This window comes from Microcoleus sp. S13_B4, from assembly GCF_036700885.1.
Classification (GTDB): Bacteria; Cyanobacteriota; Cyanobacteriia; order Cyanobacteriales; family Microcoleaceae; genus Microcoleus.
In genome coordinates this window covers 1-15,444 of sequence record NZ_JAUBPU010000094.1, presented here as the reverse complement: position 1 = coordinate 15,444, position 15,444 = coordinate 1, and the positions used below count along the sequence as shown (strand labels likewise).

At 45.4% G+C, this 15,444-nt stretch carries 15 protein-coding genes and 2 pseudogenes; 11 read left to right on the top strand and 6 right to left on the bottom strand.

The genetic code is table 11. The features are described 5' to 3' along the window. Window positions 1-637 (bottom strand): IS630 family transposase (locus QT994_RS26375; RefSeq protein ID WP_333179864.1); only part of this gene is annotated, 637 nt, incomplete at its 3' end. A 188-nt stretch (window positions 638-825) separates the two neighbouring features. On the opposite strand from QT994_RS26375, the gene QT994_RS26370 reads away from it, so the two are divergent. After that, on the top strand, window positions 826-1,017 hold the full coding sequence (locus QT994_RS26370; protein WP_333179861.1) for a hypothetical protein: 192 nt from the start codon (window positions 826-828) through the stop codon (window positions 1,015-1,017). Between the two features lie 38 nt (window positions 1,018-1,055). Here QT994_RS26370 and QT994_RS26365 read toward each other — a convergent pair whose 3' ends face one another. The 3 genes from QT994_RS26365 to QT994_RS26355 all read right to left on the bottom strand — a co-directional run bounded on the left by QT994_RS26365 (window position 1,056) and on the right by QT994_RS26355 (window position 4,554). Beyond that, window positions 1,056-3,077, bottom strand: coding sequence for a DICT sensory domain-containing protein (locus QT994_RS26365; protein WP_333179859.1), 2,022 nt, complete (start codon window positions 3,075-3,077; stop codon window positions 1,056-1,058). A gap of 677 nt (window positions 3,078-3,754) precedes the next feature. Next, complete coding sequence (locus tag QT994_RS26360; RefSeq protein WP_333044727.1) at window positions 3,755-4,066, bottom strand: DUF2973 domain-containing protein; 312 nt, start codon at window positions 4,064-4,066, stop codon at window positions 3,755-3,757. Window positions 4,067-4,224: 158 nt separating this feature from the next. Next, complete coding sequence (locus QT994_RS26355; RefSeq protein WP_333044728.1) at window positions 4,225-4,554, bottom strand: DUF2605 domain-containing protein; 330 nt, start codon at window positions 4,552-4,554, stop codon at window positions 4,225-4,227. A gap of 449 nt (window positions 4,555-5,003) precedes the next feature. Between QT994_RS26355 and thrS the strand changes: the two genes are divergently transcribed. The 3 genes from thrS to QT994_RS26340 all read left to right on the top strand — a co-directional run bounded on the left by thrS (window position 5,004) and on the right by QT994_RS26340 (window position 8,646). Then, window positions 5,004-6,833, top strand: a complete 1,830-nt coding sequence (gene thrS / locus QT994_RS26350; RefSeq protein WP_333179857.1) for a threonine--tRNA ligase — start codon at window positions 5,004-5,006, stop codon at window positions 6,831-6,833. A gap of 136 nt (window positions 6,834-6,969) precedes the next feature. Further along, the gene (locus QT994_RS26345; protein WP_333179855.1) at window positions 6,970-7,146 is read left to right on the top strand and encodes a DUF4058 family protein; all 177 of its coding nucleotides are present in this window, start codon (window positions 6,970-6,972) and stop codon (window positions 7,144-7,146) included. Between the two features lie 324 nt (window positions 7,147-7,470). Then, window positions 7,471-8,646: an aminotransferase class I/II-fold pyridoxal phosphate-dependent enzyme gene (locus tag QT994_RS26340; RefSeq protein WP_333179853.1), complete on the top strand. Its 1,176-nt coding sequence runs from the start codon at window positions 7,471-7,473 to the stop codon at window positions 8,644-8,646. A 162-nt stretch (window positions 8,647-8,808) separates the two neighbouring features. Here QT994_RS26340 and QT994_RS26335 read toward each other — a convergent pair. Then, window positions 8,809-9,550: pseudogene (locus QT994_RS26335) on the bottom strand (IS1 family transposase). Between the two features lie 111 nt (window positions 9,551-9,661). Here QT994_RS26335 and QT994_RS26330 point away from each other — a divergent pair. The 7 genes from QT994_RS26330 to QT994_RS26300 all read left to right on the top strand — a co-directional run bounded on the left by QT994_RS26330 (window position 9,662) and on the right by QT994_RS26300 (window position 14,517). Then, complete coding sequence (locus QT994_RS26330; protein ID WP_333179850.1) at window positions 9,662-10,063, top strand: tetratricopeptide repeat protein; 402 nt, start codon at window positions 9,662-9,664, stop codon at window positions 10,061-10,063. A 148-nt stretch (window positions 10,064-10,211) separates the two neighbouring features. Further along, window positions 10,212-10,433 carry a DUF3285 domain-containing protein gene (locus QT994_RS26325; protein WP_333044739.1) on the top strand — a complete coding sequence of 74 codons (222 nt, stop codon included), beginning with the start codon at window positions 10,212-10,214 and terminating at the stop codon, window positions 10,431-10,433. A gap of 206 nt (window positions 10,434-10,639) precedes the next feature. Continuing rightward, entirely contained in the window at window positions 10,640-11,176 is a 537-nt protein-coding gene (ybeY, locus tag QT994_RS26320; RefSeq protein WP_333179848.1) for an rRNA maturation RNase YbeY, read from the top strand. A 161-nt stretch (window positions 11,177-11,337) separates the two neighbouring features. After that, window positions 11,338-11,850, top strand: a complete 513-nt coding sequence (locus QT994_RS26315; RefSeq protein ID WP_333179845.1) for a diacylglycerol kinase family protein — start codon at window positions 11,338-11,340, stop codon at window positions 11,848-11,850. Between the two features lie 177 nt (window positions 11,851-12,027). Further along, window positions 12,028-12,615, top strand: a complete 588-nt coding sequence (locus QT994_RS26310; protein ID WP_333179842.1) for an aminodeoxychorismate/anthranilate synthase component II — start codon at window positions 12,028-12,030, stop codon at window positions 12,613-12,615. 321 nt (window positions 12,616-12,936) lie between these two features. After that, window positions 12,937-13,719, top strand: coding sequence for an MBL fold metallo-hydrolase (locus QT994_RS26305; protein WP_333179840.1), 783 nt, complete (start codon window positions 12,937-12,939; stop codon window positions 13,717-13,719). Between the two features lie 165 nt (window positions 13,720-13,884). Then, window positions 13,885-14,517 carry a fasciclin domain-containing protein gene (locus tag QT994_RS26300; RefSeq protein WP_333179838.1) on the top strand — a complete coding sequence of 211 codons (633 nt, stop codon included), beginning with the start codon at window positions 13,885-13,887 and terminating at the stop codon, window positions 14,515-14,517. Between the two features lie 120 nt (window positions 14,518-14,637). Here the strand turns inward: QT994_RS26300 and QT994_RS26295 are convergent. After that, window positions 14,638-15,366: pseudogene (locus tag QT994_RS26295) on the bottom strand (ABC transporter substrate-binding protein); the annotation flags it as partial. Window positions 15,367-15,444: the final 78 nt, after the last annotated feature.

The window sequence follows — 15,444 nt, the reverse complement described above, 5'->3', positions numbered from 1 at the left end:
ATTGCTTTTTGCCAATGGGTTTTACCCCCTTTAATGTAATCATTCTGCCCTCCATAGTAATCAATCCAAATCTACTCTCGTCCTGACACCATATCCTTACAGGCTTGGAGTTTCCGAAATATTTAATCATTACTTTTATCAGCTCACATAGTTTTTTTTTGAAGCTTGCCTGCACCTCTTCGTTCGCTTTGTGACTTTGGGGTCTTGGGACTTTCAGGTCAGCTTTCAATTTATAATGAACTAGGTCATGTACCACTTTATAGCTCACTTTAATTCCGCATTCTTTTTCTAGCCAGAGCTGTAACTTGCCATAACTTGTTTCTCCCTGTGGTTCTTGCAGTTTTTTGATTAATTTTTCTCTCACTGAGGGTGGAATATGTGGAGTCTTTCCGGGAGCTTTTTTTATGCTAAGTAATTCACTAATTCCACCTTGTTTGTAAGCTCTTAACCAACGATATATTGTCGATTCGTCTCGTTTCAACATCGTGGCTAATTCGGCTCTTTTTTGGATGTTTTTTGTGGCCAGCCAGTATAATACCAGTAATTTTTCTTTATTTACGGCGGTCGCACTCCGTTCGAGTCGCTGCTCTAGTTCCTCAACCGTTTCCTGGATTTGTACCTGAAGTTTGTTCGCCATATTGGATGTACTCTACTTTTACCCTATATTTTAGTGTACCTTCATAGTGAATTGGTATAATTCATCTGCGTTAATCGGTGTTGATCTGCCCTCATCTGCGGTTAAAAAAGAGAATGTATTAACCGCAGATGACAATGGATAGAGGCTGATTCACGCAGATAAAGAGAAGAGAGATAGGAATCATTCCGATGCTAACAGATTTGATATCAGTCATAACCCAATTGTTTACGGCCTTTTTTACAACTAAAGCAGAAGGCAAAGGTACGGGATTGGGACTGTCTATTGGCTATCAGATAGTAACTCAAAAATATTGGGGAAGTTGGAAATGTTTGTCATCGCTAGAAGGTGGAGCAGAGTTTGCGATCGGTATTCCAATGTAGGATAGACTGAGGGGTAGTTTGCAGTCATTAGTAATTAGTCATGAGTTAACACTTGTCAATTGATTATCAACAGTGGGAATAGTAAAGTGAAATTCACTTCCTCGGTCTTTTCCTGCGGAATCTACCCAAATGTTGCCGCCCCAGCCGGCAACAATCTGTTTGCAAATTGCCAATCCCAAACCAGTACCGCCGGCGCTGCGCCGCAAAGCTCCTTCTTCTTGATAAAATCGATCGAACACTACTTTTAAACTATTGGCCTCTATTCCCCTCCCCGTATCGGCTACGAGCACTTCCACCATCCGAGAACCGTTGCATTTCGCTCTTATGGTCACGCTTCCCTGGGGTGTTGTGAATTTGCAAGCGTTGTCTAGCAGTTTGGAGAGTACCTCCACCAACCACTCACCGTCTGCTTGTACTAAAGGCAATTCTGCGGACACTTCGGCGATAATTTCCGGTAACTCTCGATCGAGTCCGCCGCCCGATCGCACGCTGCTGAGGGCCAAATCAACGCATTCTTGCAGCGTCAGCGATTCTACATTCCATTGAACTCGCCCGCTTTCTAAGTGAGAAAGAGTTAAGAAATCTTGCACGAGTTTCCGCATTCGATCGGCATCGCCGAGGGCAGTTTCTAACATGATTTGCCGCAACTGGGCGGGCATATCAGGTTCGGAATTCAAACTTTCCAAACAAACTTGAATCGTAGAAAGCGGAGTGCGGAGTTCGTGCCCGGTGATGGCAATTAGATTACTGCGAGTGCGGTCTAATGCTTCTAATTGTTGGTTGAGTTCTTCTAAATGAGCGTAGGTTTCTGCTTGAATTAAGGCTGCCCCGAGTTGGGTGGCGATCGCCTCTACTAAAGCAATTTCGTCTTCTTCCCAAGCCAAAGTCGATCGGCACTGGTGCATTTCCACCATTCCCAACACCCGCCCCTGATAAAGCACTGGCACCATTAACCAAGAGACTATTTGCCAATTTTTTACAGTTTTCTTCAGGAATTTTGTATTGACAATCAGGGGGTGTTGTGCTGTGTCTTGGATGTAAACTCGCTCCTGCCGCGCCACGGCGTCGCTCCATATTTGATTTTCCTGCAACAGCCAAGTCTGATCCAGCATGGAACTAGCGCCGGCCCCCAAAAACTCGCGATCAATTTTGACCGCCACATCTGTGGCCTTGCACCGATAAATCAAACATCGGCTTGCCGACAGGGCAGTGCCGAGTTCTTGCACTGCAACTTCCACGATTTCTTGCGGGTTGAGAGACTGCCGCATTGCCGTTGTAATTAAGTTTACGAGGCGTTCTTTACGTTCCTGAGCGGCGATGGCGGCGTATGCTTTGAGCAGTTTGTGCTGGCCTGCTTGCAAGTAGGTTACTAAGCGTTCGGTAAAAGCATCGCTCAATTTTGGATTGGGAATTTTTGAGCTTTTTCCCGTACTTATGTCGGGTTTGGCGGCTTGGGAAGTGGCGGATTTCCTCGTTTTTTTGGGTGTTTTGATTAGCTTGTAAGTAGTTCGCGCTCGATCGATCTTTTCGGCCAATTCCGGGCGATAATTGACAATTTTATCGAGCAACAATGCGGCAGCTTTGGAGCTTACCTCGCGATCGAACGTCCAAATTCCTTCAAATCTGCGAGCTTGATCCATCAACAGCGGCCCGCGATCGTCCTGGTTGTCGATCGGCACAATTTTTTCTTGACAAATCAGACAAGTTGAGTAGTTTTGCCCCAGCACCACTAAGTGCCACTCTTTACTTAATCCGTCCTCCGGTGCAAACGCCACAGTTTCGTGACACTCCGAAGCATTTTTAAAGTCAGTTTCCGGTGCTGCCAGCACGTATACCTGAGACGAGCGTGAGGCAATTCGCCGGTAGCGGTGAGCTTCCTGGCGGTAGAAGCGCTCTCGCTGAAAGCTTGCAATGACTAGCGGTTCGTCGTCGGAACCCGCCAAAACTAAGTCTTCCATCGCGTGAGACAGGGCTGTCATGGAAGATTTGAAATAAATTTGTGCCCGCAGTTGGGGCAAAGCTTGCAGAAGTTCTGCCAGTAGCGAAATAGGGACGATCATCTAGCCTTAAACGTGCATTTTTGCCGATGACAAAACAGGATCGATAGGAGGTTTAGAGCGATCCCTTTTCAGTATCTAATACATTTATGCTTCATAACACGACTGTTTAAGTCATATCATGCTAGCAATAGCACTTAGACGAATCTAAGCAGAGGTATCCCTCCAAGACCTTGAGTTCATCCCAAAGTCACCTGTTTTTACCTCTAGGTTTTGACGCTAACTCATCTATGCAGGTTGGAATTCGGGCGTTAACACTCTCACCATTCAGACTTGTTAGACACCGCTTGCGGATCTCTTGCATTATACTATTCTTGAGCTATTTGATATCAGTGCCATCAGTATCGGTTTTTGGCGATCGGTTTTTGGCGATCGATCGGGCTAATCGCCAATTAAACTTTCAAAAATCACAAATAATTGGCCCTTAGTTAAAAACTAACGGCCAATTATTTTGAGGACTTATATCCAATCTGCTTAGATTCGGAATGATGCCAAGGGTGCGAGCATCCTCGCGATCTGTTAAGCTCGCACTAAACTCGGAAAATTATTATTTGGATGAAGCGCGGAAACGATTTTCACCCAAAATCTATGAAGAAAAAGGGTTTCGGACACCTAGGGTGTAAGTCCTATATTTTTTTGAGGCATAGCGCCTAAGTATAAATGCTGCGGCTGTGGTTGTCTTAGGCTAGTTCGCCCCCTTCGTCGCTGCCGCCCGGAGATGATTTGTAGAGAGCATCTAATTGTTCGCGGGCGTCTTGGACAGTCAGCGAACGCATCACTAACAGCGGCTCATTGACAATGTTGCCCTGTTCGTCTAAAAGTTCTGGATGCGGTACAGATTGAGAGCGAGGATGGGATGCGTGGCGATTATTTGCCATGAATTGTTGAGGGCGCTGGGACTCCATACCTACGGTGACGAGACTGCGGATTAAGTTACCGACTGCCAGAAAGGCAAGAACGGTAAAAGCTAAAATATAAAGCAGGTGCAACATTATCTTCTCCTCCGGGCTAAACAGCCACACAGCAATTTACAAAAGTGTTTCAGCAAGTAATAACTTATTAACTGGAAATCTGTTTGAGGTTGTCAAGTGGGCCGCCACATTTCCCAAGGTTTAGGATTTGACTGCAGGTTGAACTTGAACTGGCCTTTTTATTTTCCAGGGGGAGCTGACTGCAATGAGCGAAAACGGGCCGATACTTGCCAGCATTCGGCGAGCAGTCTGTGCCACGGCATTAGTGCTGCGGTTTCAATCCCAACTTGACCTCCGGTTGCTTGAAATAGAGCTTTAGCTGCGCCTACTTCTTGCTGAGCCTGTTTGACTCGCGCCACCAAGTCAGATTGATCTTCGCCGCTCAGAAAGGGAATTTCCTCAGTTTCTAAGAGGTTTGCCGATCGATCGAACCAGTAATTGAAATCCTCTAACAGCGGTTCCAGTAACGCTTTGAGCAATTCTGATTCGGGCAAGTTGGAATTAAGCATGGATCAAAATTGGGTTATTTATTTATTATAGTCTTAGACGGTCTTTACAAATTGTAACATATTTTTAACAAAAATTCAATAATTTAACAACAATTAGCAGGTGGGTGTGAATAAATTTAACTGTGCCAGCAGCGATTTTTGAGTCGAAATCCCCAAATTCTGCAATATCCGCTCAGACTCGCTAGCAATAGCTCATAGCAGAAGGAAGTTCGGCAACGGATTCGCTTGCTTCGGATGTAACGGATGAAAGGAAGAAGAAAGAAGGAAGAAAAAAACGTATCGGCTCAATGCCCTGTTTGGCCAATGCCCTGTTTGGCCAATGCCCTGTTTGGCCAATGCCGAGAATGACCTAATTTCTCGGAGTGTCCCCCAGCCGGAAGTCGGCGCTTACTGTCCCATTCTGAGTAAGATAGAAGCAACTGCAACTAAATTAATTGCTAATTCAGCCGATGTCTAGCTCAGAATCCATGTCCCCTCCAGAAGAGTCCGTTAAGATTGAGTTGCCCCGCACGAGTGAGTCGGAGGCACTAAAAAAAATTCGCCACACCACCTCCCACGTTATGGCGATGGCTGTGCAGAAGTTATTTCCCAAGGCGCAAGTGACCATTGGCCCTTGGATTGAAAACGGTTTTTATTATGACTTTGACACTCCCGAACCTTTTACGGAACAGGATTTAAAAGCCATTAAAAAAGAGATGATCAAAATCATCAACCGTAAATTGCCTGTAATTCGGGAAGAAGTCAGCCGCGAGGAAGCGGAACGCAGAATTAAGGAGATTAACGAACCTTACAAATTAGAAATTTTAGAAGGTTTGATCGAACCGATTACTCTTTACCATGTGGGCGAGGAATGGTGGGATTTGTGCGCCGGGCCTCACTTAGAAAATACCAGTGAGTTGAATCCAAAGGCGATCGAGCTAGAAAGCCTAGCAGGCGCGTACTGGCGCGGCGACGAAACCAAAGCTCAATTACAGCGCATTTACGGCACTGCTTGGGAAACTCCCGAACAATTAGCAGCATACAAGCATCGCAAAGAAGAAGCCTTAAGGCGCGATCACCGCAAATTAGGCAAAGAATTAGGCTTGTTTATCTTTGCCGATGCAGTTGGGCCCGGTTTGCCTTTGTGGACACCGAAAGGCACTGTTTTGAGAAGTATTTTAGAAGATTACTTGAAACAAGAACAAATCAAGCGCGGCTATTTGCAAGTAGTGACTCCGCACATCGCCAGAGTGGATTTGTTTAAAATTTCTGGCCACTGGCAGAAATACAAAGAAGATATGTTTCCGCTGATGGCAGAAGATGCAGAAGCGGCCGCAAATGAACAGGGTTTCGTGATGAAACCCATGAATTGCCCTTTTCACATTCAAATTTACAAAAGCGAGTTGCGTTCCTATCGCGAATTGCCGATGCGGTTGGCGGAATTCGGCACAGTTTACCGCTACGAACAATCGGGAGAATTGGGCGGTTTAACGCGGGTGCGCGGCTTTACGGTGGATGATTCCCACTTATTTGTCACGCCAGAACAGTTGGATGCTGAATTCTTGAATGTGGTGGATTTGATTCTGTCTGTATTCAAGAGTCTGCAACTGAAAAACTTTAAGGCGCGTTTGAGTTTCCGCGATCCAAACAATTTAGAGAAATACATCGGTTCCGATGAAGCTTGGGAAAAGGCTCAAGGTGCAATCCGCCGCGCGGTGGAAACTTTGGGAATGAATTATTTTGAGGGAATTGGGGAGGCGGCTTTTTACGGGCCGAAACTCGATTTCATTTTCCAAGATGTTTTGGATAGAGAATGGCAATTAGGAACTGTTCAGGTAGATTACAATTTGCCAGAACGTTTTGATTTGGAATATGTCGCTGAAGACGGCACTCGCAAGCGTCCGGTGATGATTCACCGCGCTCCTTTCGGTTCTCTGGAACGCTTGATCGGGATTTTGATCGAGCAGTATGCAGGCGATTTTCCGCTGTGGTTAGCGCCGATTCAGGTGCGGTTGTTGCCTGTCAGCGCGGAGTTTTTGCCGTTTGCGAAGGAAGTGGTCGCGAAGATGAAAATGCTCGGAATGCGCGCGGAAGCGGATGAGAATAGCGAGCGTTTGGGCAAGTTAATTCGCAATGCTGAGAAGGATAAAATTCCGGTGATGGGTGTTGTGGGTGCGAAGGAAGTTGAGGCGAATAGTTTGAATATTCGGACTCGGGCTTCTGGCGAGTTGGGGGCTATTTCGGTTGATGAAGTGATTGGGAGGTTGCAGGCGGCTATTAGTAGTTACGGCGATTTTTAGGTCATTTTAACCGCATATTTTAGAACGGGCGTCTCGCCCGTTCCACAATTCACTTAATGGGCGTCTCTCCCGTTCCACAATTAATGCAAATGATAAGCTGTTGTGCATTTAATTTTCACAATCCTCTGCGTGGCCTTTGCGCGCGGGTGATGCGGAATCAATTGTAGATTTACCACTGTTATTAAAGGGGGTTTACGATCGCGCCGCCTATGACTTTAGAATCGATTACACCGCCGCACCCCTTGCTGCGCTGTCGGAAACCGATGCTGTGTGGGCGGATGCTTTGTTGCGAGAGAGGGGATTGATCGGATGATAGAGGGAGGTTTAAGTGCGATCGATAGGGAAAAATTATTAAATACGCTCATACTTATGGTAAACAAGTGGTAAACAAGGATATAAATGTCAAGAATGTGGGCGACGGTATTTTGTCCATGAGTATAATTTATCGTTAAGGCGAGTTCCGTGACCTGCAATTACTATACACTACTACCCAATTACTATGAACGACAGAAGTAATCGAAATAAGCTTATCCCAGATCTAACGAGTGAAGGGGAGACTCACTTTATCTCACCACGCTTACTAAAGTTATTAAGTTACCAGACCCCTATAAGACAATTCTTTACCCAAGCGACCTATATGAGTCGCCGAACTGAGCCGGGAAGTATTGATTTTACTATCGGTGATGCCCATGAAATACCACCTCCAGGGTTTGTAGAAGCCTTACAGCGTTGGAGTGTACCGCAAAATCAAGGGTGGTATGGCTACAAGGGAAATATTCCACAATCACGGATCACTGTATCCGCTGCTCTTCAGGATAAACGCGGACTTTCTATATTGCCTGAAGATATTTTTATGACCAATGGTACTGTAGTTGGTTTGGCGATTTGTCTGCAAATGTTAGCTGGTGAGGGAGATGAGGTAATTATTTTGACTCCACCCTGGCTAGGTTATAGGAGTATGGTGCATTTTACCGGTGCGGTTCCGGTGGGTGTGCCTGTGGATACAAACACCTTTGATATGGATTTGCAGGCGATCGCATCTGCAATTACAGAACGGACTCGAGCAATCATTATCAATTCACCCCACAACCCTACAGGTAAGATTTTTTCAGCTAGTACCCTAGAGGGTTTGAGCGGTATACTTAACGAGGCTTCTAAGCACTATGGCAAGCCTATTTATATTATTTCCGATGAAACCTTCAGCCGCATTGTTTTCGACAACCAAACTTGTCCCAGCCCTACTCAGTTTTACCCATTTTCTTTCTTAGTATATGGTTATAGTAAGACTTTAATGGCACCCGGTCAACGTATAGGGTATATTGCTTTACCTCCCACTATGCCTAATCGGGAAGAAATAAGACGAATCATTGCTTTCCTACAACAAACTCCTTTTGGTTGGTGTTATCCTAGTGCGCTCATGCAGTATGCATTAGGAGACTTAGAGCAACTAAACATAAATATCGAGCATTTACAAAACAAGCGAGATCGGATGGTGAACGCACTGCGGGATATGGGTTACAACCTGTATAACCCTGATGGGACGTTTTTCCTCTTGGTGAAATCACCTTGGGAGGATGACCTTGCTTTTGCGGAGTTATTAGCAAGTCAAGATATATTTGTTTTACCAGGAACTCCCCAGGAAATACCCGGTTACTTCCGAATTTCCCTTACGGCCAACGAAGAAATGATTTCGCGTTCTCTACCCAAATTCCAAGCCGCGATGGAATACGCTGTTGCTAACCCACTTGCTGACCCCTCTTCTGTCACTAAGCGGCAGAGTATAATAGAACCAAATCTCTCAAACCAGAGCTAGGTCTATGGTTAACCCTCGCCAAGCTAATTCAACCTTGCAATTGATTGATGAGTATTGTCGCTATTACAGAAATCTGTTTTCAGAAGTCAGAAGCTTCAAAGCTTTTACACACCTTCATGCTGGTATAATTTCTGATATGGCGTTGCTGAATAGGGGTATGGTTTAGCGATCGCGTGCGGTGAGTAATGCTCGATCGCAATAATTAATTGAATAGGGAAGGGGAACATCATTAAACGTGAGATAATGAATAAGTAGTTTAATTGAAGCTCTGAGCAACTTGTTGTCTGATGCCAGAATAACAAAGAGTCTTTCGTTTTAACGGAGCCAGATACTGTCTTAATCTTGTGTTTTTACCTTCAACCGCAAGCCATGTAAGTTTGGCACATAATTTGGTTTCTCTCTGGAATAAACATTGCATAAACTTTCGGGCCATCCGTCACATAAAAATAGCATCCCCATCTACTAACTACATCCCACAAAGGTTCAAACGTTTTAGGACGCTCGGTCTCCTAATACCCATCCTAGAATACCTGGTCTAAAGTAATCTACTGCTGTCCACACCCAGATTGTGTTTTTTTTATCCGACCAAGGTTTGTAGCTCATGTAGTTCTCCTACTTCTGGAATTGTCTCTAGATCGTAAGCGGATGGTAGCAGCTTTCCAACTTGCTTGAGCCAATTAATTATTGTCGTGTGATGCAGGTCTTTGACTCTCTTGCTCGGACGAAAACCCATCCTATTGACATATATCTTTAGGTATTGATATTTAACTTCTTGCACGTAACACGGGTGGGTTGGACAGCAATCTCTAAATTGCCTGCCACAGTCAACACAAATATAATTTTGCTTGCCTTTATTCGGCGCATTTTTATTAACATGAGTTGACTTACATTCAGGACATTTCATTGGCTTTGACTTTCAGTTAATTGGTTTTTGTGAATCGCTCACTCGCTCTATCGTACCTCAATTCAACAACGCCAGGAAAAGATTGGCAATCTTCAAGGGAAAGCTGCTACTTTGCACCAACTAGCAGGAATTTATGCCAATCAAGGGGAAGTAGCAAAGGCGATCGCACTTTATGAACAATCTCTCGAACTTCAGGAAAAGATTAGCCATCTTCAAGGGAAAGCTGCTACTTTGCACCAACTAGCAGGAATTTATGCCAATCAAGGGGAAGTAGCAAAGGCGATCGCACTTTATGAACAATCTCTCGAACTTCAGGAAAAGATTGGCAATGTTCGAGTAAAAGCTGCTATTTTCGCAATATTAGGACAGTTGTTAGCAGATAAGAAGGGAGATTTTGACAAAGCCTTGAATTATTTACAGCAATCTTTGGACATTTTGCAGCATTTGCGATCGCCCGACGCGGAGACAGTGAGGCGAATTATTGCTGAAGTTCAGCGGATGGCTGATGGCTGAAGAAAGTTTAGCCCGATTCTCGGCTGCGCGAAACCAGCCTGCGGTCATCTGAAACCTAAAAAATCCTACACAAAACGTTACATATTTGTTACCATCGGGACGAGCCTGTCCTCAGCAGCCCCTCTGTTAACCTTCTAAACTAACGACTATGAGTCAACCTCCCTCAGCAATTCCCGCCTCCGAAGAGTCCGCCGCCGAAACCCCGACAGCGCCGACAAACACTGCACCTCCACCGAGTTATGTCAAGCTGGCGATGCGGAACATGGTTCGCAAGCGGGCGACTTCTCTGTTTCATTTTGCTTTGACAGCCGCCGGACTTTTAGGCGTACTCGTCGGTTTGGCATTTCTCGATCGCTATTTCAATTCTTAATCGAGCATTCCAACAATCAGCCTCTAATTTCTGCTGATGTTTTTGATATTTCTTAATCGGGATTTAAGCTGATTGTTCTGCCTGCGTGTTGCAATCTCTAACAGATTACTGTATCTTTCCAGCAACAGCAAAATCCCCTGCCGTTTGATCGCGCCATTGGAATTTGTAAAAAAATTGAATATATCGCTTGACAGGAGATTCTAAAAATGCTAATCGAGGTGAACGTCGAAGATTGTTACGGGATCGCCCAGCAGTCAGCCGACGCTTCCAACCTCCCTGAGAGTGCAGCCAGCGGGGAGATTGCAGCCGACACCTGGGAAAATTGGTTTAACGTTTGGCTGGAAAACCAGGAAGAGTATGTGCCAGTGGCCCCGGGCTACGAAGTCAGTCTGCGTTTAACCGCCGATGCCGAGATGCAAGCCCTCAACCTCCAGTACCGCCAGCTTGATCAACCGACGGATGTACTAGCTTTCGCATCTCTAGAGGTAGACTGTCCTCAGCTAGAGGAAATGCAGTCATCTGAACCCCTATACTTGGGTGATATCGTCATCTCGATCGATACAGCTAACCGACAAGCCCAGCAGCAAGGACATCCCCTGAAGACCGAACTAGCTTGGCTCGCAGCCCACGGTTTTCTGCATCTTTTGGGCTGGGATCACCCGGATGAAGAAAGTCTGACTCAAATGCTCGATCAACAAGAAACATTGCTGCGGGCGATCGGTCTTACGATCCAAACAGCATAACTGAAGTTGATGGTGATTTAACAAATCATGTCAAGCCCAACATAACTTTCTGAAATTAAACCAAAACTTTAGTAAAAACTTAGAAAAGTTACCTAGACTTGATGAAGTAAATTTGAAAAGTTTAGCTTTCATTCATCTCTGTAAATTAAAGTTGGTTCTTTATGACACTAGATAGACCCTCAATTTCCTCACAAATCGCACCGTTTCTGCCCATGCCTCAAGACTCTTCTAGCCAGACAGTCCACGAGCCTAAAAAAGCCTTGAAATACAATCGAGAGCTGTCCTGGAAAATCGCATCTAGCTTAGCTACGAGTTTTAGATACGCTTGGGGGGGTCTGAGTTATGCTTTTGAAACTCAGCGCAATTTTCGGATTCACACAGTTATAGGAACATTGGCGATCGGACTCGGGCTATTTTTGCAACTCAAACCTGTAGAAATATCTGTGATCGGCGTCACCATTGGCATAGTTTTAGCAATGGAACTGTTGAATACGGCGATCGAATCGGTGGTAGACTTGACCGTCGGGCAATCTTACCACGAACTCGCCAGAATTGCCAAAGACTGCGCTGCCGGAGCAGTTTTGGTATCGGCAATGGCTGCGATCATCGTGGGTACTGCACTTCTGCTCCCTCCTTTGTGGGCAGTGGTTCAAATTGCGATCGCCCGTCAGTAACTTATTGAACCCAGAAAATTTTAGGTTTTAGATGACCAATTTGAGATTTTGAGTTTTATTCGTCTATATTGCAGCTATTTTTATCTTCGGCATCTATCTAAAATCTTGAAACCCTTGCTTTCAGGCAGCGAGTTAACCTAAAATCTAAAATCTAAAACCTAAAATCTAACTTAACCCGTGATTATAGTCATCGATAACTACGACAGTTTTACATACAATTTGGTACAGTATCTAGGAGAACTCGGTGCTGAGTTGCCCGTAGCAAGCGAAGTGCAAGTCTACCGCAACGACCAAATCTCCTTAGCAGAAATTCGCCAATTGCAGCCGGCAGCAGTGGTGATTTCTCCAGGCCCGGGAAGGCCGGAAGATGCGGGAATTTCTTTGGAATTAATCAAAGAATTGGGGCCGACTCTACCAATTTTAGGAGTGTGTCTTGGACATCAAAGTATCGGTCAAGTATTCGGGGGCAAAATTGTTTCTGCACCCGTGTTAATGCACGGCAAAACTTCTCAGGTAGAACACGCAGGAGTCGGAGTTTTTCAGGGCGTCGAATCGCCGATGATTGCCACTCGCTATCACAGTTTGGTAATTGAAAAGCAGAGTTGTCCAGAAGTGTTAGAAATTACGGCTTGGGTTGAAGACGGAACTATTATGGGTGTGCGGCATCGGGAATATCCGCACATTGAAGGTGTGCAGTTTCACCCGGAAAGTATTTTGACGACTGCGGGAAAGCAATTATTACGAAATTTTTTGGCACGGCTTTAGTTGGGTTGGGAATTTTGAGTTTTTGTCTGAATCTTTCGGGTGCGAAATCCACACCTGACTGTTCAAATTATCTAAATCTTTAGGGTGGCACTGCGAACTTTACGGTAAAACTAGGGTGCAGATTCTCGCATCTCAACCGCCCACAAAAGGATACAAGCCCCAAAAATGGTCGTGGTGAACCCCAAATTTTAGACGAAAGTTCCATATCCCAGATTCATCTGTGGAGTAAATCTAAAATCTAAAATCTAAAATCTAAAATCGACTGACTGTGTTTTGTGGTATAACAACAAACGACCAACACCCGACAACCCCAACCACAAGATGAAACGGCGACAATTAATACGTTACGCACAGACGGGTTTGCTAGCAGCTTTCTTCACTGGTTTACCATCTGGATGGGAAAGCTATCAAGCTCAAACTGCTGATTCTTTGTCGGTTCAGTGGTTGGGCCACACTTGCTTCTTGTTCGCCGGAGGCGGTGCGAGGGTGCTGGTGAATCCTTTTCGCCCCCTGGGCTGTACCGCAGGCTATCGCTCTCCTAAAGTGCCAACAGATTTGATTCTGATTAGCAGCCGGTTGCTCGATGAAGGGGCGATCGACGGATTTTCCGGCAATCCGGGCCTTTTGTACGAGCCAGGGGCTTATCAGTCCAACGGACTGCGGATTCAAGGGATTCGGACCCAAAAAGACCGTGAGGGAGGCAGGCGATTTGGGGTCAATGTGGCTTGGCTGTGGCAGCAAGCGGGCGTTAAGATTTTACACTTGGGCGGAGTTGCTGGCCCGATCGGCATTGAAGAACAAATCTTGATCGGGCGGCCCGATGTAGTGCTGATTCCCGTGGGCGGCGGGCCGAAAGCTTACACTCCGGCGGAAGCGAAGCAAACTTTGCAGCTTCTCAAACCGAAGATGGTGATTCCGACACATTTCAAAACCCAAGCCGCCGATGCTGCTGCGTGCGATTTGGTGCCGCTAGATGAATTCTTGGCGCTGATGGATGGTACGCCGGTGCGCCGATTGAATAATGACACGATTTCGATCAAAGCTGGTGACTTACCTCAAACTGGTTCGGTGATTGAGGTTTTGAGTTACAGATTTAGCGGTTGATGCCCGATTGCTCAGCTTGCGTTATAGTAAGGGAGTTTTGGTCGATCGGGGATGCAAGAGAATTTTCTTGCTATCTTAGCCTCTGGCAACCTTGCCTTTTGTCGAGATTTGGCTAACATAACAATTCATGTTCACTGTTTTATCTCATAAGGAAATGCAAGCGCAATGAAAAATCAAAATTTACCTAGCTGGATGAAACAACTCACAGGTTTCGCAGGAGTAATCGGCGCTAGCGCGTTGATTGGTTTCCCGGCTTGGGCTCACATCACCTCCAACACCAATGTTGCTAATGCAACTCAAAGTCAACAAGTTCCAGGAAAAGTGAAGACCGCTGCTTCACCAGCACCAACTTCCGCTTCACCGGCATCAACTTCCGCTGCTAAGGATATTGTTGCTATTGCATCTGGCGACGCTCAATTCAAGACGCTGACAAAGGCTTTGGGAGCTGCTGGTTTGGTGACAACTTTACAAGGAAAAGGCCCTTTCACTGTTTTTGCTCCGACTGACGCGGCCTTTGCTGCTTTGCCAAAAGGAACTGTGGATGATTTGCTCAAACCGGCCAACAAAGCCAAACTTACTAAGATTTTAACTTACCACGTTGTTCCTGGTTCGGTTTTATCTACTAGCCTGAAATCCGGCGATGTGAAAAGTGTGGAAGGCAGCTCGCTAAACGTGGCTGTTAGCGCAGGCAAAGTTACTGTCAGCGGCGCTAATGTTGTGAAAGCTGATATCAAAGCTAGCAACGGCGTTATTCATGTAATTGATAAGGTGTTGATGCCCCCTGATGCAACAAAGTAGGACTAGCATTTTTTGCATTCATTGATTTCAGATTGGGTTAAATGAAGGCGAAGTAAGGACACAACAATGTTGTGTCCTTATTTTTATTGCCGGCAATTCTGAATTAATATAGATAAAGTTTTAGCTAGCTGCCGGGACTGGCACAAATGGCTGCCAACCCTTACCCCGATAGCCAAAATTGAAGATTTCGGGATGGAGAATTTCTGCTAAAATTTCTAACGAATCAACCAATCTCGGCCCCGGTCGATTAAAGTAAGAATTGCCGTCAGTTATGTAAACTTGCCCCGTTTTTACTGAGTGCAAATTATGCCATTCTGGCTTTTTAGTTATCTGCATTGCTTCGCTGCGAGTGCGGCTTAAATCAAAGCCGCAAGGCATGAAAATAATTACATCGGGATTAGCTTCTACTAGCGATTCCCATTTTAACCAAGGGGAATGTTCGCCGACAATTCCAAATAGCGAATTGCCTCCCGCCAGTGCCACTAATTCGGGAATCCAGTTACCCGCAGCCATCAAAGGCTCAATCCACTCGATGCAAGCTACTTTGGGAAGTCTCTGTTTTGTGGTAATAATAGAGGATGCTTGTGTTTGGGAGGTAATAGCATTGATGCGGGATTGCAAAAGGTCGATCGCACTTTTGCCATCTACGCCTAAAACATCAGCAACTCGCTGAATATCCCTCCATATTTCTGCTAGCAGATTCGGCTGCAAAGAAATAATTTCCGGCTTGCTATTTACCAGCGTGCTTACTGCTTGTTCAACCTCTGCTAGAGAGCAAGCGCAGACTTCACATTGAGCTTGAGTAATAATGTGAGTCGGCTGCAATTTTTCCAAAGTCTCTATTTCTACTTTAGACCTCTTGCGAAAGTGCGCTCGTTCTAGGTAAAATAAAAGAAAAAATTAGATTAATAATATGAATTACGAACA

Coding starts and splice junctions, on each gene's coding strand:
- QT994_RS26370 (WP_333179861.1), top strand. CDS start 826: ATGCTAACAGATTTGATATCAGTCATAACCCAATTGTTTACGGCCTTT.
- QT994_RS26365 (WP_333179859.1), bottom strand. CDS start 3,077: ATGATCGTCCCTATTTCGCTACTGGCAGAACTTCTGCAAGCTTTGCCC.
- QT994_RS26360 (WP_333044727.1), bottom strand. CDS start 4,066: ATGTTGCACCTGCTTTATATTTTAGCTTTTACCGTTCTTGCCTTTCTG.
- QT994_RS26355 (WP_333044728.1), bottom strand. CDS start 4,554: ATGCTTAATTCCAACTTGCCCGAATCAGAATTGCTCAAAGCGTTACTG.
- thrS (WP_333179857.1), top strand. CDS start 5,004: ATGTCTAGCTCAGAATCCATGTCCCCTCCAGAAGAGTCCGTTAAGATT.
- QT994_RS26340 (WP_333179853.1), top strand. CDS start 7,471: ATGAGTCGCCGAACTGAGCCGGGAAGTATTGATTTTACTATCGGTGAT.
- QT994_RS26325 (WP_333044739.1), top strand. CDS start 10,212: ATGAGTCAACCTCCCTCAGCAATTCCCGCCTCCGAAGAGTCCGCCGCC.
- ybeY (WP_333179848.1), top strand. CDS start 10,640: ATGCTAATCGAGGTGAACGTCGAAGATTGTTACGGGATCGCCCAGCAG.
- QT994_RS26315 (WP_333179845.1), top strand. CDS start 11,338: ATGACACTAGATAGACCCTCAATTTCCTCACAAATCGCACCGTTTCTG.
- QT994_RS26305 (WP_333179840.1), top strand. CDS start 12,937: ATGAAACGGCGACAATTAATACGTTACGCACAGACGGGTTTGCTAGCA.
- QT994_RS26300 (WP_333179838.1), top strand. CDS start 13,885: ATGAAAAATCAAAATTTACCTAGCTGGATGAAACAACTCACAGGTTTC.